The following is a 22,028-nucleotide window of genomic DNA, read 5'->3' on the forward strand; positions in this document are numbered from 1 at the left end:
GGGAAATGCCGATGGGGACGGTGGGAGCGGAACTGGGGAAACAAGAGGCGGGCGGAATCTACGACCGGGGGCTGGACCGCAATGCGGCCAACTCTGCTCCGCTGACGCCGGTCACCTTCCTGACGCGCGCCGCGGCGGTCTATCCGGACAAGCTGGCGGTGGTCCACGGCGACCAGCGCTTCACCTATGCCCAGTTTCACGAGCGGGCCTGCCGCCTGGCCTCGGCGCTCAGGCGGCGCGGCCTGACGCGCGGCGACTGCATCGCCGTCATGGCCCCCAACATCCCGCCGATGCTGGAGGCCCACTACGGCGTGCCGATGATGGGCGGGGTGCTGAACTCTCTCAACATCCGCCTCGACGCCCGCACCCTGGCCTTCATCCTGGAGCACGGCGAGGCCAAGGTGCTGCTCACCGACCGGGAGTTCTCACCGGTCATCAAGGAAGCCCTGGAGCTGACCCAGGCCAGGCCCCTGGTGGTCGACATCGACGACCCCCTGGCGGAAGGCGGCGAGCTGCTGGGCGAACTCACCTACGAGGACCTGCTGGCCGAGGGCGACCCCGGAGACTCCTTCGACGACCCGCTGGACGAGTGGCAGTCGCTGTCGCTGCTCTACACCTCCGGCACCACCGGCAATCCCAAGGGCGTGGTCTATCATCACCGCGGCGCCTACCTGAACGCGGTCGGCAACATGCTGACCTTCGGCCTGGGAAGGGATTCGGTCTACCTCTGGACCCTGCCGATGTTCCACTGCGACGGCTGGACCTTCACCTGGGCCGTGACGGCGGCCAACGCCACCCATGTCTGCCTCAGGAAGGTCGACCCGGCGGTGATATATCCGCTGATCCGCGACGAGGGCGTGACCCACATGTGCGGCGCGCCCATCGTGCTGACCCTGCTGGCCCACGCACCCGCGGCGGTGAAGGTGGAGTTCCCGCAGATCGTTGACTGTGCCACCGGCGGCGCGGCGCCGCCCAGCGCGGTCATCGAGGCCATGGAGGCGAACGGCTTCCGCGTCATCCACCTTTACGGCCTGACCGAGTGCTACGGCCCGGCCACGGTCTGCGCCTGGCAGGACGAATGGGCCGGCTACGACCTGCAGAAGCGTTCGGCCAAGATGGCGCGCCAGGGGGTGAACTATCTGACCCTGGAGGCTGCCGTGGTCATGGACCCGGAGACCATGACGCCGGTGCCCCGCGACGGAGAAACCCTGGGCGAGATCATGCTGCGCGGAAACACGGTGATGAAGGGCTATCTGAAGAACCCTAAGGCCACCGAGGAGGCCTTCCGAGGCGGTTACTTTCATACCGGTGACCTGGCGGTTTGCCACCTCGACGGCTACATCGAGGTGAAGGACCGCTCCAAGGACGTGATCATCTCCGGCGGCGAGAACATCTCCAGCCTGGAGGTCGAAGAAGCGCTCTACCGCCACCCCAAGGTGCTGGAAGCCGCGGTGGTGGCGCGCCCCGACGAGAAGTGGGGCGAGTCCCCCTGCGCCTTCGTCACCCTGCGCGAGGGCGAGCGCGCCACGGCGGAGGAGGTCATCGCCTTCTGCCGCGAGGCCCTGGCCCACTACAAGGTGCCGCGCAGCGTGGTCTTCGGACCGCTGCCCAAGACCTCCACCGGCAAGATCCAGAAGTTCGTGCTGCGCGCGCGGGCGGCGGAGCTGTGACCATGCCCTTGGAGTCCTTCGACCTCTCCGGCAAGGCGGCGATCGTCACCGGCGCCTCCAGCGGGCTCGGCCGCCACGCGGCGCGCAGCCTGGCGGCGGCGGGGGCCAAGGTCGCCATTGCCGCGCGCCGCCTGGAGCCGCTGGTGGAGTTGGAAAAGCAGATCGAAGCGCGGGACGGGCGCGCCATTCCGCTGCGCCTCGACGTCACCGACCCGGCCTCGGTGGCCGACTGCGTGAAGGCGGCGGAGACCGAGCTGGGGCCGATCTCCATCCTGGTGAACAACGCCGGCGTCGCCGTCACCAAGGCGGCCCTGGAGGTCGAGGAGGCGGACTGGGACCAGGTGGTGGGCACCAACCTGAAGGGCGCCTGGCTGATGGCCCAGGCGGTGGCCGAACACATGGTCCGCCTCGGCCATGGCGGCTCGATCATCAATACCGCCTCGGTTCTGGGCCTGGCCGGGGCGGCGCAGATCCCGGCTTACTGCGCCTCCAAGGGCGGCCTCGTGAACCTGACCCGCGCTCTGGCCGTGGAGTGGGCGCGTCACGGGATCCGTGTGAACGCCTTGGCGCCGGGCTACATCGAGACGGAGATCAACCGCGACTTCCTGACCAGCCCGGCGGGGGAGTCCTTACGCAAGCGGGTGCCGCTGCGCCGCTTCGGCACGCCGGAAGACCTGGACGGCGCCCTGCTGCTGCTGGCCTCCGAGGCGTCCCGCTATATCACCGGCAGCGTCATCGTCATCGACGGCGGCCAGTCGGCTGCCCTCTAGTTTTAGTGAGCACTGGATATGGACTTTTCCCTGGCACCTGAAGTCGAAGACCTGCGGCTGAAGATCAGAGACTTCGTCGAGCGCGAGATCATGCCGCTGGAGGCCGACCCGGCGGCCTACGACGAGCACGAGAACATCGCGCCGGCGAAGCTGGAGGCGTTGCGCGCCAAAGCCAGGGGCGCCGGGCTCTGGGCGCTGCAGATGCCCAAGGCGCGCGGCGGGCAGGGGCTGAACGTCGCCGGCATGGCGGCCTGCTACGAGGAGATGGGCCGCTCCATTTTCGGGCCGGTGGTCTTCAACTGCGCGGCGCCCGACGACGGCAACATGATGCTGCTGGAGAAGGTCGCCACCGACGAACAGAAGGCGCGCTGGCTGCAGCCCATCGTCGACGGCAAGCTGCGTTCCGCCTTCGCCATGACCGAGCCCATGCCGGGCGCCGGCTCCGACCCGGGCCTGATGCTGAGCCGCGCCGAGCGCGCAGGCGACGACTGGGTTCTCAATGGGCACAAATGGTTCATCACCGGCGCCGACGAGGCCGAGCATTTCATCGCCGTGGTGCGCACCTCCGACGACGCGCGCAAGGGCCTGACGGCCTTCCTGTTCAACCGCGACACGCCGGGGCTGGAGATCGTCCGGCGCATCCCCATCATGGGGCCGGAGGAGCACGGCGGCCACTGCGAGCTGCGCTTCAACGACCTGCGCGTTCCCGACAGTGACCGCCTGATGAATGTCGGCGATGGTCTGAAGGTGACGCAGATCCGCCTCGGCACCGCGCGGCTCACGCACTGCATGCGTTGGCTCGGCATGTCCAAGCGGGCCCTGGAGATCGCGCGGCCGCACGTCGCCGAGCGCCAGAGCTTCGGCATTCCGCTTGCCGACCACGAGGGCGTGCAGTGGCTGCTCGGCGAGGCTGCCATGGCCATCGAGTTGGGCCGGCTGCTCACCATGCGGGCGGCGGTGAAGCTGGACCGCGGCGACTTCGCCCGCAAGGAAATCTCCATGGCCAAGATCCAGGTCGCCGACACGCTCCACAAGGCGGTGGACACGGCGATCCAGCTGCTCGGCGCCAAGGGCTATTCCAAGGACACGCCGCTGGAGTGGATGTACCGCTACGCCCGCCAGGCACGCCTGGTCGACGGCGCCTCGGAGGTGCACAAGATGGTGCTGGCGCGGGCCTTCCTGAGCGACGGCCTGGACTTCTGGGGTTGGGAATGACGACGACCTTGGAGGAATCGCGCCTGGCCGGGCGCAAGGCACCGCTGGAGGCCTTTCTGGCCAAGGCGGCGGGGGCGAAAGCCGTGGAGGTGGTCGACGCCCGCCCGCTCAGCGGCGGCGCCATCCAGGAAAACTGGCTGCTGGACCTGGTGATCCACGGCGGCCCCATGGCGGGCCCGCTGGAGGCGGTGCTGCGCACGGATGCGCCGTCCACGGTCGCCGTCAGCCGCAGCCGCGCCGAGGAGTTCGCTTTGCTGAAGGTGGCGCAGCAGGCCGGCGTGACGGTGCCGGAGCCGCTGTGGCTCTGCGAGGAGCCGTCGGTGCTGGGCAAGACCTTCTACATCATGCGCCGGGTGGCGGGCACCGCAGTGCCGCACCGCCTGATGAAGGAAAGCGATCTGGGGGGCGACCGCGACGAACTGGCCGGGCGCTTGGGCATGGAGCTGGCGCGCATCCACTCGGTGACGCCGCCGCGCGAGGAACTTGCCTTTCTCGGCACGCCCTCGGCGGACCCGGCCCTGGAGGCCGTGGCGCGCTACCGCGCCTATCTCGACGCGCTGGGCGGCAGCTACCTGGCGCTGGAGTGGGGACTCAGATGGTGCGAACTGCACGCGCCCGAGCCACAGGGGCCGGTCCTGGTGCATCAGGATTTCCGCACCGGCAACTACATGGTCGACCGGCACGGCCTGACCGGGATCCTGGACTGGGAGTTCTGCGACTGGGGCGACCCGATGACCGACATCGGCTGGTTCTGCGCCGCCTGCTGGCGCTACAGCCATCCGGAGCTGGAGGCCGGCGGCATCGCCCCGCGCGGGCCCTTCTACCACGAGTACGAGGCCGTCTCGGGCCGGCGCATCGATCCCCAGGCCGTGGCCTTCTGGGAGGTCATGGCCCACATCCGCTGGGCGGTGATCGCCCTGCAGCAGGGTGAGCGCACGCTGTCCGGCGGCGAGGACTCGCTGGAGCTGGCGCTAACGGGCCGTGTCTATCCGCCGGCGATCGAGGAGGAGATCCTTCGCCAGTGCGGCCCCGACCAATGGAAGGCAAGCGAATGAGTGCAGGACAGGGGAAAGGAGGCGGGGAGGCCGACGGCGTTCGCCTGCTGCATCTGGCGCGGCGCGAGTTGCTGGACGTTGTCCTGCCGACACTGGAGGGAGATGCGCGTTACCGCGCCCGGCTGATCGCCAACGCCATGAAGATCGCGGCGCAGGAGATGGACCTCGGCGCAGGCAATGCGGCGGCGACAGCTGGTGAGTTGGAAGCCTTCGCCGCGGGGCTCGACGGCGCGCCGGCGGACGGCCCGCAGGGGCCCCGCGAAGCGATCCGCGATGCCCTGCGCAGCGGCGAAGTGGACGGCAATGCGGACCTCTTTGCCCTGCTTGAACGGATGACAGGGCGGCGCCGTGCCCTGCTGGGATAGAGAATAGTCCATCTTCACGCAATGGTAGTATGGCGTGGAAGATGCGCCCTCCGTGGCGATTGCCGCCCGGCTAGCCTTAATCATTGAAGCTAAAGTTGAATTCGAGTTACCCCCAAGTTCCACAGGCCGCCGGGGGGCGGTCTCGTTGACAGGTTCAGAGGGTGGTGCGAGCATCCTTCTCAACCGTCAGATATCACGCAAAAAAGCAGGGCAAAGTCAGGTGAGCAAGTTTCGCTCGGGGAACCGTGCAACCTTCATCAGTCCTTATCTTCGCCGACCGCTCCGTTCCCTCAACAAGGTGCTGAGCGAGCGTGACGATCAGGATGAGGACGTTGCGCCGCAGCAGCCTGCCAATGACTCGTGCACCGATTCAGGTTCTTCAACCTGGAGGCGGGAGCGCAAGTCGGTCGTCGCTTCCGAATAGCGGCCGACGGCGGCGCGGGCCGCATCTCCGACAAGAATGAGTGAGAATCCGGCGCGACGCCGGAAAGAAGCTACCCGGCCAGCGCTTCGGGGTGGCGCTCCAGGTCGACCATGTTGCGGATGCAGATCGAGATCAGGCCCAGGGAGTCTTCCGAGAAATCGAACTCGATGCCGATTTCCTTGGCGCTTTGCCACACCGTGGCGCAGTGGACAGGCCCGCTGTCGGGGTGGTTGAGCTCGACCGTGGCGTCTCCGGACGAGGAGAGCTTCGGCGGCTCGCTGTCGAAGATCAGCTTGGCGCCGCCCAGGGAGACATCGGCGACGGTGCAGAGCAGAACCTTGCCGTCCACGTTCGCGGCCAGGGCAAAGCTCTTTTCAGCCGCGTAGCGGGGCCACTCGCGACGGTTCTGCGTCCGTGTTGGGGCCGTGGAAACACCCGATTTAGCCAAGGCTTCTGCCCATCCCTTTGTTGAGCTGCGGTGCGGCGAGCCTTTCGCCGCAACCTGCAAAAAAGGGTGGCCTCAGAATCTTAACAATTCGTTATCAATCCGTTTAGGTCGGCTGAGGAGGCGCCTGGGCCGTCAGATATCCAGGCAGTCACCCAGGATGGGGGCGCCGGCGGGCAGGCGCACAGCGGCGCCGATCAGCGCCGTCACGTTGTCGGCTGTGTCGCAGAGCGGCAGGAAAAGCCGCTCGTAGCGGATCTTGCGACCGTCATGCTTGGTGTATTCGCCGCTCATGTAGGCGGGCGCGATCTTGTCGACCACCTGGTCGAGGATCTCGAAGGTACCGGTCCCGCCGATGCCGAAATCGACCTCGTCCAGGTAGCGCCCGGTCAGGTCGCAGCCGTACCAGTTGACGATCTGGTTTCCCATCATGCGCACGCGGTAGCGGCGCGGCGCCGCTTCGACATCGAAGAGACCGATGTGCGGCAGGACGCTGCCGATCTCGTTCGGGTCGATATCGCTGCGCGCCGGCGCCGGTCGGCCCCTGCGTAAGCGCCGCCAGTTGCTGTACAACGCTTTGAGCACATCGGCCCGCAGCCGTTGCTCGAAAGAATCGATTGCTACCTGTAACACCGTCGCCTGCCAAGATAGCGCCTGCGGCGCGTCGGATTTGATCAATTCTCCCCCACTGACCGGTTCCAAGCAACCATGGCGTCATCGCCTGAAAGTCCCGGGTACCGGAGTGTGCGTCGTTAGCCCCAAATCTGTCCAACAAATGCTACAAGCCACGGCGCGCGAACCAGATAAGACTCACAGTTGCCATTGGAACTGGAAATCAACCAGGCCCGAGCCAATCGGGCCGGAAAACTTGGCCGCACGGGAACAGGGTTCACAGGCGAGTCACCCTCGCCAGGCTCGACCGGGCATCTGTTAGTCTGCAGAGCGTTCCCGCGGCGGCAATCACGGGAGGAGCAACCGACCAGCGGTGCCGGCGTCGTGCCGGTGCCGGGTGATTGTCGCACGCCAGACGGGACGTCGGGGACACGGACAACGTCTAGTAATGTGAGGTAATCCAGCAATGGCAGTCAAAGATGCAACCTTGATCACCGGAGGGGCCGGATACATCGGCAGCCATGCCGTGCTGGCGCTGCGCGATGCGGGACGTCCGGTGGTTGTTCTGGACAACCTCTCGACCGGCGCGCGCCGCGTGGTGCCGGAGGACGTGCCCTTCATAGAAGGAGACGCCGGCGACCAGGCCCTGGTCGCATCGATCCTCGCCGATTACGACGTCGGCTCGGTGATCCACTTCGCCGGCAGCATTCTGGTCGAGGAGTCGGTGCGCGAGCCGCTGGCCTATTACCGGAACAATGTCGGCACCAGCGCCAAGTTGCTGCAGACCTGTGTGGAGGCCGGCATCAGGCGGTTCATTTTCTCCTCCACGGCCGCTGTCTATGGGGCGGCGGAAGTGTCGCCGATTCCAGAGAATGCGCCGAGCTTGCCGATCAATCCCTACGGCAGCACCAAGCTGGTCACCGAGTGGATGCTGCAGGATGCCGCGGCGGCTTCGGGACTGCGCTTCGTCGCCCTGCGCTACTTCAACGTCGCCGGCGCCGATCCCGAAGGGCGCAGCGGTCAGCTCGGGCCGGTCGCCACCCATCTGGTCAAAATCGCCAGCCAGGTCGTCGCCGGCACGAGGGAATCGATCGCCATCTACGGCGACGACTACGACACGCCGGACGGTACCTGCGTGCGCGACTACATCCACGTCTCCGACCTGGCCGACGCGCACCTGGCCGCTCTTGCCTATCTGGAGAAAGGCGGGGAGAGCCGCATTCTCAACTGCGGCTACGGCCACGGCTATTCGGTGAAGGAGGTCCTGGCCGCGGTGGAGCGCTGCGTCGGCCGGCCGCTCAATCCCACGGTCGGCCCCCGGCGTCCGGGCGATCCGCCGATCCTGGTGGCCGACGTGACGGCTCTGCGCCGGACGCTCGCCTGGACGCCGCGTTTCGACGACCTGGAACAGATCATCACTTCCGCCGTCAATTGGGAGAAGTCCATTCCACCGGCCACAGAGGAGAAGCCTTCGCGTGAGCAAGCCTGAGAGCCGCGCCGCCGCGGTGCCCGACAAGGAAATTGCCTTCACAGGCAGCGTCGCTTTCTTCGGCCACGACTGGACGGAGAGTACGGTCATCAAGCGGATCCGCGCTTTCTCGGGTCTCGGCCTGCGTGTCCTCGGCTTCAATTTCCGCCGCGACAAGTTCGGCAAGGACTTCACACCTTTCTGGGACAACGTCCATCTGGGCGTGACGGCGGACCGGGCTTACGGCAGACGCCTGCTGGCAATGCTTCTGGCCCTGCCCAGGGTGCTGCGCCACCGCCGCGAGCTGCGGCGGGTACGCTTCTTCTACGCCCGCAACATCGACATGTGCGCCTTGGCGCTGGCCGCCAAGCTGCTGACCGGGGCCTCGGCGCCGCTGGTCTACGAGGTGCTCGACGTGCAGCGGGTGTTCATCGGCAGGGGACCGGCCTCGCTGCTGTTCCGCTGGGCCGAGCGACGTCTGCTCAAGCATTGCAAGCTTCTGGTCGTTTCTTCCCCGGATTTCGACAGCCACTACTTCCGCAGCCGCCAGGGCTACCGCGGGCGCGTCTTCCTGCTGGAGAACAAGATCAGCTTCGCCCAGGCCGCGGCGGTGGAACGTCCGGTCGAGACACCGGCGGCCGCCTGCGCCCCGCGCCCGGCGCCCGACAAGTGGGTCATCGGCTGGTTTGGCACACTGCGGTGCCCCAAGAGTCTCGCCATGCTGTGCCGCATCGCCGAGGCCCTGCCGGACAAGGTGGAGATTTACCTGCGCGGTGTGCCCACCGAGACCGGCCTGAGGGTCTTTCAGGAGGCTATCGCCGGCCATCCGAACATGATCTATGGCGGTGAGTACCGCAACCCGGACGACTTGGCGGAGATCTATGGGCGGGTGCACCTCACCTGGGCTTTCGATTTCCTCGACGAGGGCACCAACTCCAAGTGGCTGCTGCCGAACCGGATCTACGAGGGCGGCTACTTCGGCAGCGTGGCGCTGACCTCCAGCGACACCCGGACCGGTGAGAAGGTGCGCGAGCTGGGACTCGGCTACACCTTCGAGGCGCCGGAGGTGGAGAACCTCATCGCCTTCCTGCGCTGGTACTCCATCGACGAACACCTGGCGCGGCGCAGCCACATCCTATCGCTGCCGCGCCAGGAGTTCTGCGACCTCTATGATACGCAGGACCTCTGCGAGCTGATCCTCAGCCTGCCGCTCGGTCCGCAGCGACAGACGGCGGCGCCGCTGCTTCAGACCCGGGCGTCGGAGCATCCGAATGGATAGTACGCTGTCGATCGCGCTGCTCGGGCTCTGCGGCCTCTGTGCCCTGGCCATGGTCTATCCCTATGTGCTCTATCCGCTGATCCTGGCGCGCTTGCCGGAACGGCCGCTGCGACCCGTGGCGGGCCAGGCGGCGGTGCCGCGGCTGTCGCTGGCCTTCTGCGCCTACAACGAGGCAGCGGTGCTGCCGGTGAAGATCGAGAACCTGCGCGCGCTGCGCGCGGTGGAGCCGGAGCTGGAGATCCTCGCCTACTCGGACGGCAGTTCGGACGCCACGGCGGCGCTGCTGCAGGCCGAAGCGGACTGGATCAGGGTCTTCGCCGCCGAGGCGCGCCACGGCAAGAGCCACGGCATGAACACCCTGGTACAGGCGGCCTCGGGCGACATCATCGTCTTCACCGACGCCAACGTCATGGTCGATCCCGCCAGCCTGGCGGCGCTGCGCCGCGACTTCGCCGATCCCTTGGTCGGCTGCGTCTGCGGCAACCTGATTTATACCAATCTGGACGAAGGCGCGACGGCGGCTACGGGCTCGCTTTACTGGCGCCTGGAAGAGCGCATCAAGGCCCTGGAGAGCCGCAGCGGCTCGACCATGGGGGCCGACGGTGCGCTCTTCGCCGTACGCCGGGCGCTCTATCCGCCGGTGCCGCCGGACATCATTGACGACATGTTCGTCTCGCTGAGCATTCTTTGCGACGGCCACCGGGTGCTGCGCGATCCGGCTGTGCTGGCCTACGAACGGGCGGCGACCGACAGCGCGGACGAGTTCAAGCGCAAGATCCGCATCGCCTGCCAGGCCTTCAACTGCCACCGCCTGTTGTCGCCACGGCTGCGTCGCCTGTCGCGGCTCGACCGCTTCAAGTACATCTCCCACAAATTGCTTCGCTGGTTCGGGATCTACTTCTTCGCGCTGGGCGCCCTGGCCGCCGCCGCCTGGCTGGTGATGCAGGGGCTCGCGCTTCTGGCCCTGGCAGGCCTGGCCGCGGGCGCGCTGCTCTATGGCGCCGGGCGTGCCGGCGTTCCGATGCTGCTGGCCAAGGCCGTGGAGATCCTGCGGGCCATGGCGGCCACCGGCATCGGGCTCTTCAAATCGCGCCGGGGCGAGAGGTTTCAGACCTGGGACTTGCCGGCCAGCAGCCGGAAGCCGGGCTAGTCATGGGGCCGGGGACCACAGCCTGGCGCGCCGTCTCCCAGGGGGCGGAAAGCCACGCAGTCGACCTCCGCCACCAGCGGGTGGCCGGGATAGGCGAAGCGGCCGATCCAACCGTCCAGATCGCGCCCGGCCCAGAGGTGCAGGTAGATCTTGCCCGGGGCGGCAGGCAGGGGGCCGCGCGCGCCGGTCTCCTCGTGCACCAGGCGGCCGTCGACGAACCAGCGGATCGCGTCCGGCCGCCACTCGAAGGCGTAGCTGTGGAAGTCCTCGGAGGCGTCGAACCCCAAATCGATATGGGTTTCATGTCCGCCGATACCGCCGGTGTAGTAGTTGAGCTGCACCTGGCGCGGCGATTTTCCGAGAAACTCGAAATCGATTTCGTCGTGCGGCGCGTCGAAGGTGGGGCCGGTGTAGGTGAAGAAGCCGGTGACCACGCCGGGCGCGGCCACCGCCTTGAGCCGCGCCTCGAAGCGGCCGTAGCCGAAGAAGGATTTTGTCTGGTATTCGCCCGAGGCGAAGGGACGCCCCGCCACCTCCTGGTCGGTGAGGCTGATCCGCAGGCGCCCGTCGCCGAGGCTCAGGTTCTGCCGCAGCCAGCCGGTCTGCACCTTTTCCCAGCCGTTGGCCCAGTCGTGCGACTTCAGCCAAAGGCCGCGGTCGAAGGTGTCCAGGGGATCGCGGAAGGCCGCCGGCGCCGCCGCGCCGCCGCTGCCCGCCAAGAACAGCGCGCAGGTGAAGAGAAGGGCGCGGCGCAGGCGGAGGGTAGAGATCATCTCGTAGGGCTCTCCGGGGCGGCTGTTGCAGTTGAGCGGCGAGTCTATCGCGGGCCCTGTGGGGAGCCTGTGTCATGCGTGTAGCGCTCTGCGCCGCGACCTTCCGGCGCCCCGAGGGGTTGGACCGCCTGCTGGACGCCATCGCCGGGCTGCAGGCGCCGCGCGACGAGTCAGGTCCGCTCGCCATAGAGATCGTCATCGTCGACAACAGCCCGGAGGCGGCGGCCCGGCAACAGGTCTGCGCCGCCGCTGCAGCGATGCCCTGGCCGCTCCACTATCTCTGCGAGCCGCAGCGCGGCATCACCTATGCCCGCAATGCCGCCTTGAACAAGGCTTTGGCGCTGAAGTGCGACTTCGTGGCCTTCATCGACGACGACGAGGTGCCGGCACCGCGCTGGCTGGCGGCCCTGCTGGCGGCCCAGCAGCGCAGCGGAGCCACGGCGGTTCTGGGCCCGGTGCAGCCGCTGCTGCCGCAGCAGACGCCCTCCTGGCTGGTCGCCGGCCGCTTTTTCGAGAGTCCGCCCTTTGCCGACGGCGCCGAGCTGCAGGACGCGCACACCGCCAACGTGCTCATTGACCTGAAGCGTCTGCGGTCGCTCGGGCTCGCCTTCGATCACCGCTTCGCGCTGACCGGCGGCGAAGACACCATGCTGTTTCGCGACCTGCTGGACGCCGGCGGGCGCATTGTCTTTGCCGCCGACGCGGTGGTCTACGAGACCGTGCCGCCCAGCCGCGCCCGCCTCGGTTGGCTGCTGCGGCGCTGGTATCGAACCGGCAACGTCGAGGCGGCGTTGTTCCTGCGCGGAAGGCGCCGGGGCGTCTGGCGGCGGCCGGTGAACGTGCTGCGCGGCCTGGCGCGGGTGGCGGTCGGCGGCGCATTGTTCGCGTGCAATCTTCTGGTGCTGGGCTTCGGGCGCAAGGACCGCATCGTCAGGCCGCTTTACACGCTGTGCCGCGGCTGCGGCATCCTCTCCAGCAGCTTCGGCCGGGACTACGTCGAGTATCGCGAGGTGCACGGCACATGAAGCAGGACCGGCTTTGTGACTTTTCGCAAGCATCTGCGGGCCGGTCGGCTCGACCCGGGATGTCTTTGCTAGGTTCGAAGAAATCCACCGAGCGCGACGGCCAAACAACCCGGGAGCGACCCCTTTGGAGCCTTCCTCTCCAATGACCATGCGACGACAAGCGGCGCCCGAGGCGCGCGGCGAAGCAGGATTGATGAGCCTGTCGCTGCTGCAGGTCCTGGGCGTGGTGTGGCGACGCAAGGCGATCATCCTCGCCTGTCTCGTCGTGGCGCTTTCGGCGGCGATCATTGCCAACGGCGTGATCGCGCCGCGCTATACGGCGACCGCCTCGATTATCGTCGAACCGCGCCAGCAGAAGGTGATCGAGATCGAGTCCGTGATCTCAAACCTGCCGATGAGCCTGGAGACCATGCAGAGCGAGGTGCAGGTCATCAAATCGCCGACGGTCGCGCGGCGGGTCGTCGACAAACTCGGCCTGGCGGCCCTGGCGGAGTTCAATCCCTCGCTCGCGGCGAATGATCCGAGCCTGCTGGACGAAGTGAAGGCGGCGGTCAAGGGCGCTTTCAAGCCGGTGATCGCCTGGCTCAAGGGCGAGAGCGGCAGCGCGCAGGCGCTGTCCCTGGCGCAGGCGCCGGGCGCAACCTGGGACCTGCCGCCGGAGGAGACGCGCCGCAACTGGGGCGAGACGCGCATCGTCGGACGCTTCCTCGCCAACCTCGACGTCGCCGTGCAGGGCGCTTCGCGGGTCATCAAGCTGTCCTACACCAGCAGCGACCCCTTGTTGTCGCAGCAGATCGCCAACGCGGTCGCCCGCGCCTACATTGACGACCAGGTCCAGTTGAAGGCCGAGGCCCTGGCCGGTGCCAACAGCTTTCTCGGCGGGCGTATCGACGAACTGCGCGCCGATGTCGAAGCGGCGGAGCGGGCGGTGGAGGAGTTCCGCGAGACCACGCCGATCATTTCCGAGAACGACAGCGAGCTGCTGGCCGAACAGATCTTCGCGGTCAACCGCAAGAAGATCGAGGCACAGCTCGAACTGGACACAGTGAACGAGCGGCTCTCGCGCCTGCGCGCAGCCATGAATGCGCGCGGTGATACCGCGGCCTTCGAGGGCGTTGCCTCGACCGTGATCGACGAACTGCGTCTCGAGGAGATGCGCCTGCGCCAGGAAGAGTCGGAGCTGCTGAGCACCCTGGGGCCGAAGCACCCCAAGGTCGTGACCCTGCGCTCCGAACTGGACAAGCGCCAGCAACAGATGCTGGAAGAGGCGCAGCGCCTGCTTTCCAGCCTGCAGAACGAAAAGGACATAGCCCAGCAGCGCCTCGCCTCGATCCGCGCGTCGCAGGCCGGCCTGCAGCAGGATTCCGACGCCCTCAATGCCGCACAGATCAGGCTGCGCGCCCTGCAGCGCGAGGCCGAAGCGACGCGGGAGGTCTTCCAGAGCTTCCTCAACCGCTACAAGGAGACCTCGCAGCTGACCTATGACCAGGCCCAGTCGCGAATCCTCTCGCTGGCCAGCATTCCGACCGCACCCTCCTTTCCCAAGACCAAGCTGAATTACGCAGTCGCCGTGGTGCTGGGCGGTGGTATCGGCGGCCTGATCGTGCTGCTGCTGGAGCTGGCGGTGCCGGGTTTCCGCAGCCCGGAGGAGCTGCAGCTCGCCGCCGGCCTGCCGGTCCTGGCGGTGATCCCCGGCGTGTCTCGGGCCAAGGTCCGGGGGCCTGCTCTGGAGCGCTTCCTGCGGGCGGAGCCGAATTCCGCCTTCGCCGAGGCGCACAAGGGCGTCTACGCAGCCCTGCGGGTCGACCGCCGCGCCTATGGCCTGGGCAACGTGCTGCTGGTGACTTCTTCGGCGCCCAACGAGGGGAAGTCGGTCTTCTCGGAAAGCCTCTGCACCTCACTGGCCGGTGGCGGCCTCAACGTGCTGCGTATCGACTGCGACCTGCGCGCCTCGAAGGCGCGCGAAGGATTGGGGCTGTCCGACTACATCCTTTCCGACTGTCCTCTGGAGCAGGTGGTGCAGAGCGATGACGATACTCCGCTCTCGGTAATCCGCCCGGGGACCAAGGTCGGCGATCCCCACATGGTGCTGGGGTCGCCCAAGCTGGCGAAGTTCATCGCCGCGGCGGCGCGGCAGTACGACCTGGTTTGCCTCGACGCGCCGCCGGTGCTGGCGGTCTCCGACGCCGCGACCCTGGCGGAGCTGGCCGACCAGACCGTAGTGGTGGTGCGCTGGCGGCGCACCCCGCGCCGCTTCGTGGCAACGACCCTGGAGCGACTGCGCCGCGGGCGCGCGCATCTCTCCGGCGTGGTCATGACCCAGGCAAAGCTGACCCGCAGCGCCAAATCGAACCCCTACATGGTGGGCTATGCAGACCGCAGCTTCCGCAAATACTACTGAGGGCGAGGGGGAGCGCCCTCGCGTCTCCGTCCTGCTGCCGGCCTACAACGCCGCCGGAACGCTGGGCGACGCCCTGGGCTCGGTCCTCAATCAGACGCTCAGCGAGGTGGAGGTCATCGTCGCCGACGATGCCTCGCGCGACGCCACCGGCGAACTTGCGCGGCGGGCGGCCGTCGCCGATCCGCGGGTGCGCGTGCTCAACATGGAAAAGAACGGAGGCGCCGCCGCGGCGCGCAACCGCGCCCTGGCTGCCGCGCGGGGCGACTGGGTGGCGCTGCTCGACGCCGACGACCGTTTTGCGCCGGACCGTCTGGACCGGCTGGTGGCGCTGGGCGAGCGGCGCCAGGCCGACATCGTTGCCGATAATCTGCGCCTGGTGAGCGCCGAGGGGCGGGACAAGGGCAGGGCGCTGGCGGCGGAAGACAAGCTCTTCGCCACGCCGCTGACGGCGGCGACCTTCGTGCAGCGCAACCACTTTCTCACGCCAGGATTCAAGCTCGGCTACCTGAAACCGCTCTTCCGGCGTGACTTCGTGGTGCGGCATGGGCTGCGCCAGAACGAAGACCTGCGCATCGCCGAGGATTTCCACTTCCTGCTCGACGCCCTGATGGCGGGTGGGCGCTTCGCCGCCGACCGGCAAGCGGGCTACGACTATCGGCTGACGCCAGGATCTCTGTCGCGCGGCCTCTCGCTGCTGGACCTGCAGCGTCTCAGCGCCGCCAACGGGGCGGTGCGTGCTCGCGCGGGCGCCGACGCGGCGTTGGACCGCGCGCTGGAGCGGCGCCAGCGTTCCGTCGATCTCCACATCCAATTCGCCCGCTTCGTCGACGCGGTGAAGGGGCGCCGGGCGCGCGATGCCGGCGCGATCTTCGCGCGTCATCCCGACCTGACGCCTTTTCTGGCCTTCTATGGCCTGCAGAGCCTGCGCAAGCGCCTGCCGGGAGGCCGCCACCTTGTCTGAACCAGTTTCGTCTGCTTTGGGGAGCAAGACTGCATGAAGATACTCTTCGCCACCGGCCACGGTTATCTGCCCCAGCGGGTCGGGGGATCGGAGTCGAGCAGCCACGAGCTGATTCTGGCGCTGCGCGAGCAGGGACACGACTGCGCGGTGCTGGCGCAGCTGCAGGGCAACGGCTGGCTGGCTCTGCGCAACCGGGTGCTGATGAAGCTGCGCCGCGAGCCGCTGCTGGGCGACCAGTTGCCCGGATATCCGGTGCAACGCGCCTGGTTTCCCGACCACCACGCGGAGGCGGCGCTGGCGCGAGAGCAGCCCGACGTGGTGCTGGTCCAGGCCGGTGAGCCGCTGCGCATGGCCAAGGCCTTCAGGACCTCCGGCGTGCCGACTGTGGTCTATCTGCGCGACGTGGAGTTCCACGAGCTGGGCGGTGATCCGGCGGACTTTCCGGATCTTACCTATATCGCCAACTCGCAGTTCGTGGCCGAACGCTTCCGCGCTGCCTTCGGCCCGACGCCGCGGGTTATCCGGCCATTGTTCCGTGCCGAGCGCTATGCCACGCCACGGGCGCCCAAATACGTCACCTTCGTCAATCCCCATCCGGTCAAGGGCGTCGACCTGGCCTTCGAGATCGCCGCGCTCTGCCCGGAGATCCCCTTCTGCTTCGTCGAGGGCTGGCCGATGGACCGGGAGGAGGCGCTCGCCCTGGAAAAGCGGGTGGCCGCGCAGGTCAACGTTCACCTGGAACCGCGCACCCACGACATGCGGCAGATCTATCAGGCCACCCACACCCTGCTGGTGCCGAGCCAGTGGGAGGAGGCCTGGGGGCGGGTGGTGACCGAGGCGCAGTTCAGCGGCATTCCGGTGCTGGCCAGCGACCGTGGCGGCCTCGCGGAGGCGGTGGGCCCCGGAGGCCGGGTGCTGGCGCACGATGCGCCGGCGTCGGCCTGGGCGGCGGTTCTGCGGGAATACTGGCGCGACCGTGCGGTCTACGGCGCGGCCTCGGCGGCGGCACAGGCCCACGCCGGCCGTGCCGAGATCGATCCACGGCGACAACTCGCCGAACTGGTGGCGATCCTCAGTGACAGCCTGCGCGGCGCCCCGCAGGACCCGATCAAGATGGCCGGCTGATGATGGAGAAGGCAGGAGGCACTCAAACCATGGCCGGCGCGCCCATCAAGCTCATCTTCGGGGTCGACGGCAGCTACAGCCAGCACCTGGCGGTGACCCTGGTGTCGTTGCTGGAGAACAACCCCGCCAACCGCTTCGACATCCTGGTGGTGACGATCAACATGGCCGAGGCCGACCGCTGGAAGATCGAGGCCCTGGCGGGGCGCTTCGACAACGTCACCCTGGCCTTCCAGCCTTTCGACATCACCCGCTACAGCCACTTCCGCACCGACAACCACATCTCTCACGCGTCCTATCTGCGCATCTTCATTCCGGAGATCCTGCCGGAGAGCGTCGAGAAGGTGCTCTACCTGGACTGCGATCTGGTGGTGCGTCACGACATCGCGGCGCTGTGGCAGTCGGAGCTCGGCAACACTGTGCTGGGTGCGGTGCGTAACCCCTTCTTCGTGCGCCATGGCGATCTGGAGATGCCGGCCGGCGCCGACTACTTCAACGCCGGCGTCCTGCTGATGAACCTGAAGCGCTGGCGGGAGCTGGACGGGACGGCGCGCCTGATCCGCTTCATCGAAGCGCACCACGACCATCTCTGGGCCCACGATCAGGACGCCCTCAACGCGGTTTTCTGTGGAGAGGTCCGGGAACTGGCGCCGTTCTGGAACTTTCAGACCTCCATGCTGTGGACCGAGCCCGACCAGTTGTCCCTCAGCTATCCCCAGTTCCGGGGCCTGTTGGAGGATCCGGGGATCGTGCACTACACGACCCCTTCGAAGCCCTGGCATTTCAGCAATTCCCACCCCTATAAAAATGCATATTTTCAGTATCTTGCGCGGACTCCTTACAGCGATTTCCAACCCAAAGACGTCTCTTTGGGCAGCCTGTTGACGCGCGCCCTACGGTGGCCGCAATCGGCCTTCCGCGACCGCCTGCCCGATGCCTATTACCCGACGCGGCGGCTGCTCCGGCAATTGAAGGCCATCAGCCTGGGGAGCAAAGCGTGAATTCTCTGAAAAGCCCGCAGCCGCTCGTCAGCGTCGTCATCCCCAACTACAACCGCGAGGCCGAACTGCGCCGCGCGGTGGATAGCGTGCTGGCCCAGGACTACCCGGCCGTGGAAATCGTCGTGGTCGACGATGCCTCGACCCGCCCGGTCTCGCTCGACCTGCCGCCGGCGGGGCGCGAGGTGCTGCGCTGGGTCGCCCTGGAGACCAACGGCGGCGGCGCCACGGCCCGCAACGCCGGCATCGACGCGGCCTCTGGCGAGGTCGTCGCTTTCCTTGATTCTGACGACGTCTGGACCTCCGACAAGCTGGCACGACAGATGGAGAGCTACGTCGCCGAGGGACGGCCACAGGATGCCGTCTACTACAGTCAGGTGGTGCTGGACCGCGGCTACGAGCATATGACCCTGCCGGAGCGCCCGCTGGGCGAGGGGGAGGCCGTCGGCGACTATCTCTTTCCCTGGCGGGGCAACCTCATCCACACCTCCACGCTGCTGATGAGCCGGGCGCTGGCGGCCAAGGTGCGTTTCACCGACGGCCTGCGTATCCACCAGGACGTGGACTTCTGCCTGCGCCTGCAACAGGCGGGGGCGCGCTTCCGCTTCCATCCGGAGCCGCTCAGCCGCTGGCACGCTGACGATCGCGCCGACCGCATGAGCCACCGGCCGAAGTTCCTGCTGTCTCTCGACTGGCTGGAGACGGTCGGCGACATCCTGCCCTGGGCGACGCGGCGCAAGTTCGCCGCCCAGCTTGCCTCCAAGGCGCCGCCCTACGTCTGGCACAGCCCCGGCGTGGTGCTGCGCACGCTGTGGCGCTGTTGGACCAGGGGCTACATCTCCACCGCCTATGCGCTGCGCCTCGTTACCCAGTTCGTCGTGCCCCGGCGCTGGAGCGACGGCGCGGTGCGGCTGCTGAAGCCGCGTGGCCTGCAGCCCGTCGGGAGCCGCGAATGACCTCCTCCCAAAAAATCACCGTGGTCATGGCCACCCACAACGGCGCGCCGACCCTGCCGCTGACCCTGGAGGCCCTGACGCGCGTAAAGGTGCCGGCGGCGGGCATGGAGATCATCGCCGTCGACAACGCCAGCAACGACGGTACGCGCGATCTGCTGGCGCGTGCCGCCACCGAACTGCCGCTGACCCTGCTGACCGAGCCGCGCCGGGGTAAGAGTTCCGCCCTCAACAAGGCACTGAACGCCGTCTCCGGCGACCTCGTCGTCTTCATTGATGACGATGTGCTGCCCGATGAGGGCTGGCTGCTGGCCTATGCCGAGGGCGCCACGCGGCAGCCGGAGGCCGATCTCTTCGCCGGGCAGGTGCGCCATTTCTGGCAGAAGCCGCCGCCGGCCTGGCTCGAACGCCTGGCGGCGGAAGGACGTTCTTATGCGGGAACGCCCAGCGGCCAGCCGGAGGGGCCGGTGCCGGCGATCTTCTTCAAGGGGCTGAACTTCATGGTCCGGCGCCGGGTCATCGAGGCAGTGCGGTTCTCGGAGCGCGCCGGCGTCAACTTCTCCGGCACGGTCTCTTCCGGGGGCGGAGAGGATACGGCCTTCGTGCGGGCAGCCTTGGCGAGAGGACACAAGGCCCACTACCTGCCGGCGGCGCGCCTGCGCCACATCGTGCGGCCGCAGCAGGTCGGCCTGCGCCCGGTCTTTCAACGCTACTACCGCATCGGCCGCTCTATGACACTCAACGATCCGGCGCAGTTCGATGCGGCGGGAGCGCGGCTCTTCGGCTATCCGCGTTATCTCTTCCGCACCCTCCCGCGTGACGGGCTGCGGGCGCTCGGTCACTGGGTGAGGGGCGACAGCTATGCGGCGGCCGACGAGATGATCGGCATCGCCATGACCTGCGGGCGGGCGCGGGAGTGGCGGGAAATGATGGCCGGCGCGCCGAAGGCGGCCGACGAACCCTACAGCGGGGCGGGGTGAAGGCCATGGCGATTCACTACTGGAAGCGCTTCTCCGAGCAGCTCGGCACCCGCAACTTCGGCGACGACGTGAACCCCTTCCTGCTGGAGAAGCTCTTCTCCCGGCGGATCATCGACAGTCCGCATGTCTGCATCATGGGCATCGGAAGCATCCTCAACGACCGCAACATCGCCGCCCTGGAGCGCTACGAGCGCAAGGTCATCTTCTCCTCCGGCGCCGGCTACGAAAAGCTGGAGAACCGCCTCGACGCCTCCTGGCGCGTGGCCTGCGTGCGCGGACCCAAGACGGCGGCCCTGATGGGAATCGACGCGGAGAAGGGGGTTTGCGACGGCGCGATCCTGCTGTCGGATTTCCACGATGCGGTGCCGGCCAGGCAGCGCCGGGGCGCCGCCTTCGTGCCGCACGTCCACACCGCCCGCGCCATCGGCCGCGGGCTGAGCGAGATTTGCGGCAACCTGGGGCTCGACTACGTGAGCCCGGATCTGCCGCACGATGACTTCGTCGGCGCGATCAGCCGCGCCCGCTACGTCCTGACCGAGGCCATGCACGGCGCGATCCTGGCCGACACCATGCGGACCCCCTGGCTGTGCTGTCACATCATGCACCACAACCGCTTCAAGTGGCAGGACTGGTGCGGCTCGGTCGGCGTGCCCTACGAACCGGTCTACCTGGGTGCGCGCTTTTCCGATGCCGGCCTGACCTCCGCGGCGCGCCTGCCGCGGGTCCTGGTCAGCGCCCTGCGGCGGCGGCGCATCGAGGGGCGCCTGAAGAAGCTGATGCGCGAGGGCGAGCCGCTGCTGAGCGAGGAAGAGGTGCTCGCCGGTCGGAAGCGGCAGCTCAGAGTCCTTGCCGAAGAGATCAACCAGGAGTTCGCCGCCTGAGGGTGGTGGCGCCGAGAAGGAAGGAACCCCTGCGCTGAATATCCGCCGATCGATAGCCTGGACTTTCAGCGAGCAGACGCTGCAGTACGGCCTGCAGTTCGTCGCCTCGATCTTCATCGCGCGCCTGTTGACGCCGGACGAGATGGGCGTCTTCGTGCTCTCCATGTCGGCGGCGGCGGTGCTGATCTCGTTGCGCACTTTCGGCATCGGCAACTACCTGATCCGCGAGCCCGAGCTAAACCTGGACAAGATCCGCTCCTCCTTCGGGGTCATGCTGCTGATCTCCTGGTCGCTCGGCCTGGGCCTCTATTTCGGGCGGCACCTGGTGGCCGACTTCTACGACCGCGCGAGTATCGCCGACGTCATGGCAGTGCTGGCGCTGAGCTTCATCGTCTCCCCCATCGGCGCGCCTGCCTTTTCCCTCATGTCCCGGGAGATGCGCTTCAAGGCCCTGCACAACATCGGTTTCGCGTCCTCCTTCGTGAATTCCGGCCTGGGCGTGTTGCTGGCCTACCTGGGCTACAGCTCCATGGCGCTCGCCTGGGGGCTGCTGGCCTCGACCACCCTGCACAGCCTGCTGTGCCTGCTGGCGGTGCGGGACCGCCGCTGGCTGCGCCCCTCGCTGACGTACTGGCGCCAGATCGTCTGCTTCGGCGGAACGCTGTCGTTGAGCACCCTGATCGCCACGGCCAACGCCGATGGCATCAAGTTCCTGCTCGGCGCCTTCATGAGTCCCGCGGGCGTAGCGCAATTCGGCCGAGCGACCCAGGTGCCGCGGATCTTCCGCCAGGGGATCTTCGCGCCGGTCTCCCGGGTGCTGACCCCGGCCTGGTCGGAGGATATCCGTAAGGGCCGTCCTATTGCCGCGGCGGCGGAGAAGCTGGTGGCGGCCAACACCGTGCTGGTCTGGCCTGCTTTCCTGGCCATGGGCCTGATTGCGGAACCCTTTATCATTCTGGTCTACGGCGAGAACTGGCGGCCGGCCGGCCAGATCTTTCCCTGGATTCTGCTGTCCCACGCGTTGCTGACCCTGCTGCCGCAGCCCGAACAGGTGCTGATCCCCTACGGCAGGGCCGGGGCGATCCTGCGCCTGCGCAGCCTGGCGGCCGCCTTCTCGCTCAGCACCGGCGCCTACGGCGCCAGCCTGGGGCTGGAGGCCTTCGCCATCTCTCGTGTCGCCGCCGCCTGTTTCCTGATGGTGCTGGTGTTCATCACCGTCAGGCCGCTGCTGGGCGTCGGGCTGCGCCGCTTCGCCGCTTGCTATCTGCGCGCCGGCTTCGTCGCTCTGCTGGCGGCGGTGCCGGCCCTGGCGTTCCACCTTAGCGGGCGCGGCAGCCTGACCTTGCCGGAGCTGCTGACCATTGTCGCCGCCAGCGCGGCGCTGTGGCTCCTGGGCATCGTGATCACGCGCCACTTCGTCTGGGGCGAGCTGCGGCTGGTTGCCCGTCGCGCCTTCGGACACTGACGCACGGCACGAGGAA

Annotated in this window: 20 protein-coding genes; 17 read left to right on the plus strand and 3 right to left on the minus strand. The window is 67.7% G+C overall.

All coding sequences use genetic code 11. The features are described from left to right. Positions 1-11 precede the first annotated feature (11 nt). From H7X47_RS13740 to H7X47_RS13760, 5 genes are read left to right on the plus strand one after another with little or no spacing between them, the layout of a single operon-like run. Entirely contained in the window at positions 12-1,670 is a 1,659-nt protein-coding gene (locus H7X47_RS13740; RefSeq protein WP_193369241.1) for an acyl-CoA synthetase, read from the plus strand. A 2-nt stretch (positions 1,671-1,672) separates the two neighbouring features. Then, positions 1,673-2,440: an SDR family NAD(P)-dependent oxidoreductase gene (locus H7X47_RS13745; protein ID WP_193369242.1), complete on the plus strand. Its 768-nt coding sequence runs from the start codon at positions 1,673-1,675 to the stop codon at positions 2,438-2,440. 18 nt (positions 2,441-2,458) lie between these two features. Next, positions 2,459-3,655, plus strand: a complete 1,197-nt coding sequence (locus tag H7X47_RS13750) for an acyl-CoA dehydrogenase family protein (protein WP_193369243.1) — start codon at positions 2,459-2,461, stop codon at positions 3,653-3,655. Further along, the gene (locus H7X47_RS13755; RefSeq protein WP_193369244.1) at positions 3,652-4,710 is read left to right on the plus strand and encodes a phosphotransferase family protein; all 1,059 of its coding nucleotides are present in this window, start codon (positions 3,652-3,654) and stop codon (positions 4,708-4,710) included. Before H7X47_RS13750 ends, H7X47_RS13755 begins: the two co-directional genes overlap by 4 nt. Continuing rightward, entirely contained in the window at positions 4,707-5,075 is a 369-nt protein-coding gene (locus H7X47_RS13760) for a DUF6285 domain-containing protein (protein WP_193369245.1), read from the plus strand. The genes H7X47_RS13755 and H7X47_RS13760 overlap by 4 nt, the downstream gene beginning before the upstream one ends. A gap of 494 nt (positions 5,076-5,569) precedes the next feature. Here the strand turns inward: H7X47_RS13760 and H7X47_RS13765 are convergent, their stop codons facing one another. Beyond that, positions 5,570-5,947: a PilZ domain-containing protein gene (locus H7X47_RS13765; protein WP_193369246.1), complete on the minus strand. Its 378-nt coding sequence runs from the start codon at positions 5,945-5,947 to the stop codon at positions 5,570-5,572. A gap of 132 nt (positions 5,948-6,079) precedes the next feature. Continuing rightward, positions 6,080-6,529 (minus strand): PAS domain-containing protein, encoded by a 450-nt coding sequence (locus H7X47_RS13770; RefSeq protein WP_193369247.1) that lies wholly within the window; start codon positions 6,527-6,529, stop codon positions 6,080-6,082. A 493-nt stretch (positions 6,530-7,022) separates the two neighbouring features. Here H7X47_RS13770 and galE point away from each other — a divergent pair, with 493 nt between their 5' ends. From galE to H7X47_RS13785, 3 genes are read left to right on the plus strand one after another with little or no spacing between them, the layout of a single operon-like run. Continuing rightward, the gene (gene galE, locus H7X47_RS13775) at positions 7,023-8,045 is read left to right on the plus strand and encodes a UDP-glucose 4-epimerase GalE (protein ID WP_193369248.1); all 1,023 of its coding nucleotides are present in this window, start codon (positions 7,023-7,025) and stop codon (positions 8,043-8,045) included. Further along, positions 8,032-9,303: a glycosyltransferase family protein gene (locus tag H7X47_RS13780; RefSeq protein WP_193369249.1), complete on the plus strand. Its 1,272-nt coding sequence runs from the start codon at positions 8,032-8,034 to the stop codon at positions 9,301-9,303. The genes galE and H7X47_RS13780 overlap by 14 nt, the downstream gene beginning before the upstream one ends. Then, positions 9,296-10,453 carry a glycosyltransferase family 2 protein gene (locus H7X47_RS13785; protein ID WP_193369250.1) on the plus strand — a complete coding sequence of 386 codons (1,158 nt, stop codon included), beginning with the start codon at positions 9,296-9,298 and terminating at the stop codon, positions 10,451-10,453. The genes H7X47_RS13780 and H7X47_RS13785 overlap by 8 nt, the downstream gene beginning before the upstream one ends. Here H7X47_RS13785 and H7X47_RS13790 read toward each other — a convergent pair. Next, on the minus strand, positions 10,450-11,226 hold the full coding sequence (locus H7X47_RS13790) for a glycoside hydrolase family 16 protein (RefSeq protein WP_193369251.1): 777 nt from the start codon (positions 11,224-11,226) through the stop codon (positions 10,450-10,452). The genes H7X47_RS13785 and H7X47_RS13790 overlap by 4 nt on opposite strands. A gap of 74 nt (positions 11,227-11,300) precedes the next feature. On the opposite strand from H7X47_RS13790, the gene H7X47_RS13795 reads away from it, so the two are divergent. The 9 genes from H7X47_RS13795 (at position 11,301) to H7X47_RS13835 (ending at position 22,012) form a co-directional block, all read left to right on the plus strand. Further along, positions 11,301-12,251, plus strand: coding sequence for a glycosyltransferase family 2 protein (locus H7X47_RS13795; RefSeq protein WP_193369252.1), 951 nt, complete (start codon positions 11,301-11,303; stop codon positions 12,249-12,251). Between the two features lie 142 nt (positions 12,252-12,393). Then, on the plus strand, positions 12,394-14,652 hold the full coding sequence (locus H7X47_RS13800; protein WP_193369253.1) for a GumC family protein: 2,259 nt from the start codon (positions 12,394-12,396) through the stop codon (positions 14,650-14,652). Next, complete coding sequence (locus H7X47_RS13805) at positions 14,621-15,613, plus strand: glycosyltransferase family 2 protein (protein ID WP_193369254.1); 993 nt, start codon at positions 14,621-14,623, stop codon at positions 15,611-15,613. The genes H7X47_RS13800 and H7X47_RS13805 overlap by 32 nt, the downstream gene beginning before the upstream one ends. A gap of 33 nt (positions 15,614-15,646) precedes the next feature. Continuing rightward, on the plus strand, positions 15,647-16,738 hold the full coding sequence (locus tag H7X47_RS13810) for a glycosyltransferase (RefSeq protein ID WP_193369255.1): 1,092 nt from the start codon (positions 15,647-15,649) through the stop codon (positions 16,736-16,738). Positions 16,739-16,767: 29 nt separating this feature from the next. Continuing rightward, complete coding sequence (locus H7X47_RS13815) at positions 16,768-17,736, plus strand: glycosyltransferase family 8 protein (protein WP_193369256.1); 969 nt, start codon at positions 16,768-16,770, stop codon at positions 17,734-17,736. Continuing rightward, positions 17,733-18,689 (plus strand): glycosyltransferase family 2 protein, encoded by a 957-nt coding sequence (locus H7X47_RS13820; protein ID WP_193369257.1) that lies wholly within the window; start codon positions 17,733-17,735, stop codon positions 18,687-18,689. The genes H7X47_RS13815 and H7X47_RS13820 overlap by 4 nt, the downstream gene beginning before the upstream one ends. Continuing rightward, positions 18,686-19,666 (plus strand): glycosyltransferase family 2 protein, encoded by a 981-nt coding sequence (locus H7X47_RS13825; RefSeq protein WP_193369258.1) that lies wholly within the window; start codon positions 18,686-18,688, stop codon positions 19,664-19,666. Before H7X47_RS13820 ends, H7X47_RS13825 begins: the two co-directional genes overlap by 4 nt. A 5-nt stretch (positions 19,667-19,671) precedes the next feature. Then, positions 19,672-20,547: a polysaccharide pyruvyl transferase family protein gene (locus H7X47_RS13830; RefSeq protein ID WP_193369259.1), complete on the plus strand. Its 876-nt coding sequence runs from the start codon at positions 19,672-19,674 to the stop codon at positions 20,545-20,547. Then, positions 20,513-22,012, plus strand: a complete 1,500-nt coding sequence (locus H7X47_RS13835; RefSeq protein WP_193369260.1) for an oligosaccharide flippase family protein — start codon at positions 20,513-20,515, stop codon at positions 22,010-22,012. Before H7X47_RS13830 ends, H7X47_RS13835 begins: the two co-directional genes overlap by 35 nt. The last annotated feature ends 16 nt before the right edge of the window (positions 22,013-22,028 follow it).

It is taken from the genome of Pelagibius marinus, assembly GCF_014925385.1.
GTDB classification, from domain to species: domain Bacteria; phylum Pseudomonadota; class Alphaproteobacteria; order Kiloniellales; family Kiloniellaceae; genus Pelagibius; species Pelagibius marinus.

What these genes read in the sequence shown, in the direction of transcription:
- H7X47_RS13740 (WP_193369241.1), top strand. Translation starts at nt 12, where the DNA reads ATGGGGACGGTGGGAGCGGAACTGGGGAAACAAGAGGCGGGCGGAATC.
- H7X47_RS13745 (WP_193369242.1), top strand. Translation starts at nt 1,673, where the DNA reads ATGCCCTTGGAGTCCTTCGACCTCTCCGGCAAGGCGGCGATCGTCACC.
- H7X47_RS13750 (WP_193369243.1), top strand. Translation starts at nt 2,459, where the DNA reads ATGGACTTTTCCCTGGCACCTGAAGTCGAAGACCTGCGGCTGAAGATC.
- H7X47_RS13755 (WP_193369244.1), top strand. Translation starts at nt 3,652, where the DNA reads ATGACGACGACCTTGGAGGAATCGCGCCTGGCCGGGCGCAAGGCACCG.
- H7X47_RS13760 (WP_193369245.1), top strand. Translation starts at nt 4,707, where the DNA reads ATGAGTGCAGGACAGGGGAAAGGAGGCGGGGAGGCCGACGGCGTTCGC.
- galE (WP_193369248.1), top strand. Translation starts at nt 7,023, where the DNA reads ATGGCAGTCAAAGATGCAACCTTGATCACCGGAGGGGCCGGATACATC.
- H7X47_RS13785 (WP_193369250.1), top strand. Translation starts at nt 9,296, where the DNA reads ATGGATAGTACGCTGTCGATCGCGCTGCTCGGGCTCTGCGGCCTCTGT.
- H7X47_RS13790 (WP_193369251.1), bottom strand. Translation starts at nt 11,226, where the DNA reads ATGATCTCTACCCTCCGCCTGCGCCGCGCCCTTCTCTTCACCTGCGCG.
- H7X47_RS13795 (WP_193369252.1), top strand. Translation starts at nt 11,301, where the DNA reads ATGCGTGTAGCGCTCTGCGCCGCGACCTTCCGGCGCCCCGAGGGGTTG.
- H7X47_RS13800 (WP_193369253.1), top strand. Translation starts at nt 12,394, where the DNA reads ATGACCATGCGACGACAAGCGGCGCCCGAGGCGCGCGGCGAAGCAGGA.
- H7X47_RS13805 (WP_193369254.1), top strand. Translation starts at nt 14,621, where the DNA reads ATGCAGACCGCAGCTTCCGCAAATACTACTGAGGGCGAGGGGGAGCGC.
- H7X47_RS13810 (WP_193369255.1), top strand. Translation starts at nt 15,647, where the DNA reads ATGAAGATACTCTTCGCCACCGGCCACGGTTATCTGCCCCAGCGGGTC.
- H7X47_RS13815 (WP_193369256.1), top strand. Translation starts at nt 16,768, where the DNA reads ATGGCCGGCGCGCCCATCAAGCTCATCTTCGGGGTCGACGGCAGCTAC.
- H7X47_RS13825 (WP_193369258.1), top strand. Translation starts at nt 18,686, where the DNA reads ATGACCTCCTCCCAAAAAATCACCGTGGTCATGGCCACCCACAACGGC.
- H7X47_RS13830 (WP_193369259.1), top strand. Translation starts at nt 19,672, where the DNA reads ATGGCGATTCACTACTGGAAGCGCTTCTCCGAGCAGCTCGGCACCCGC.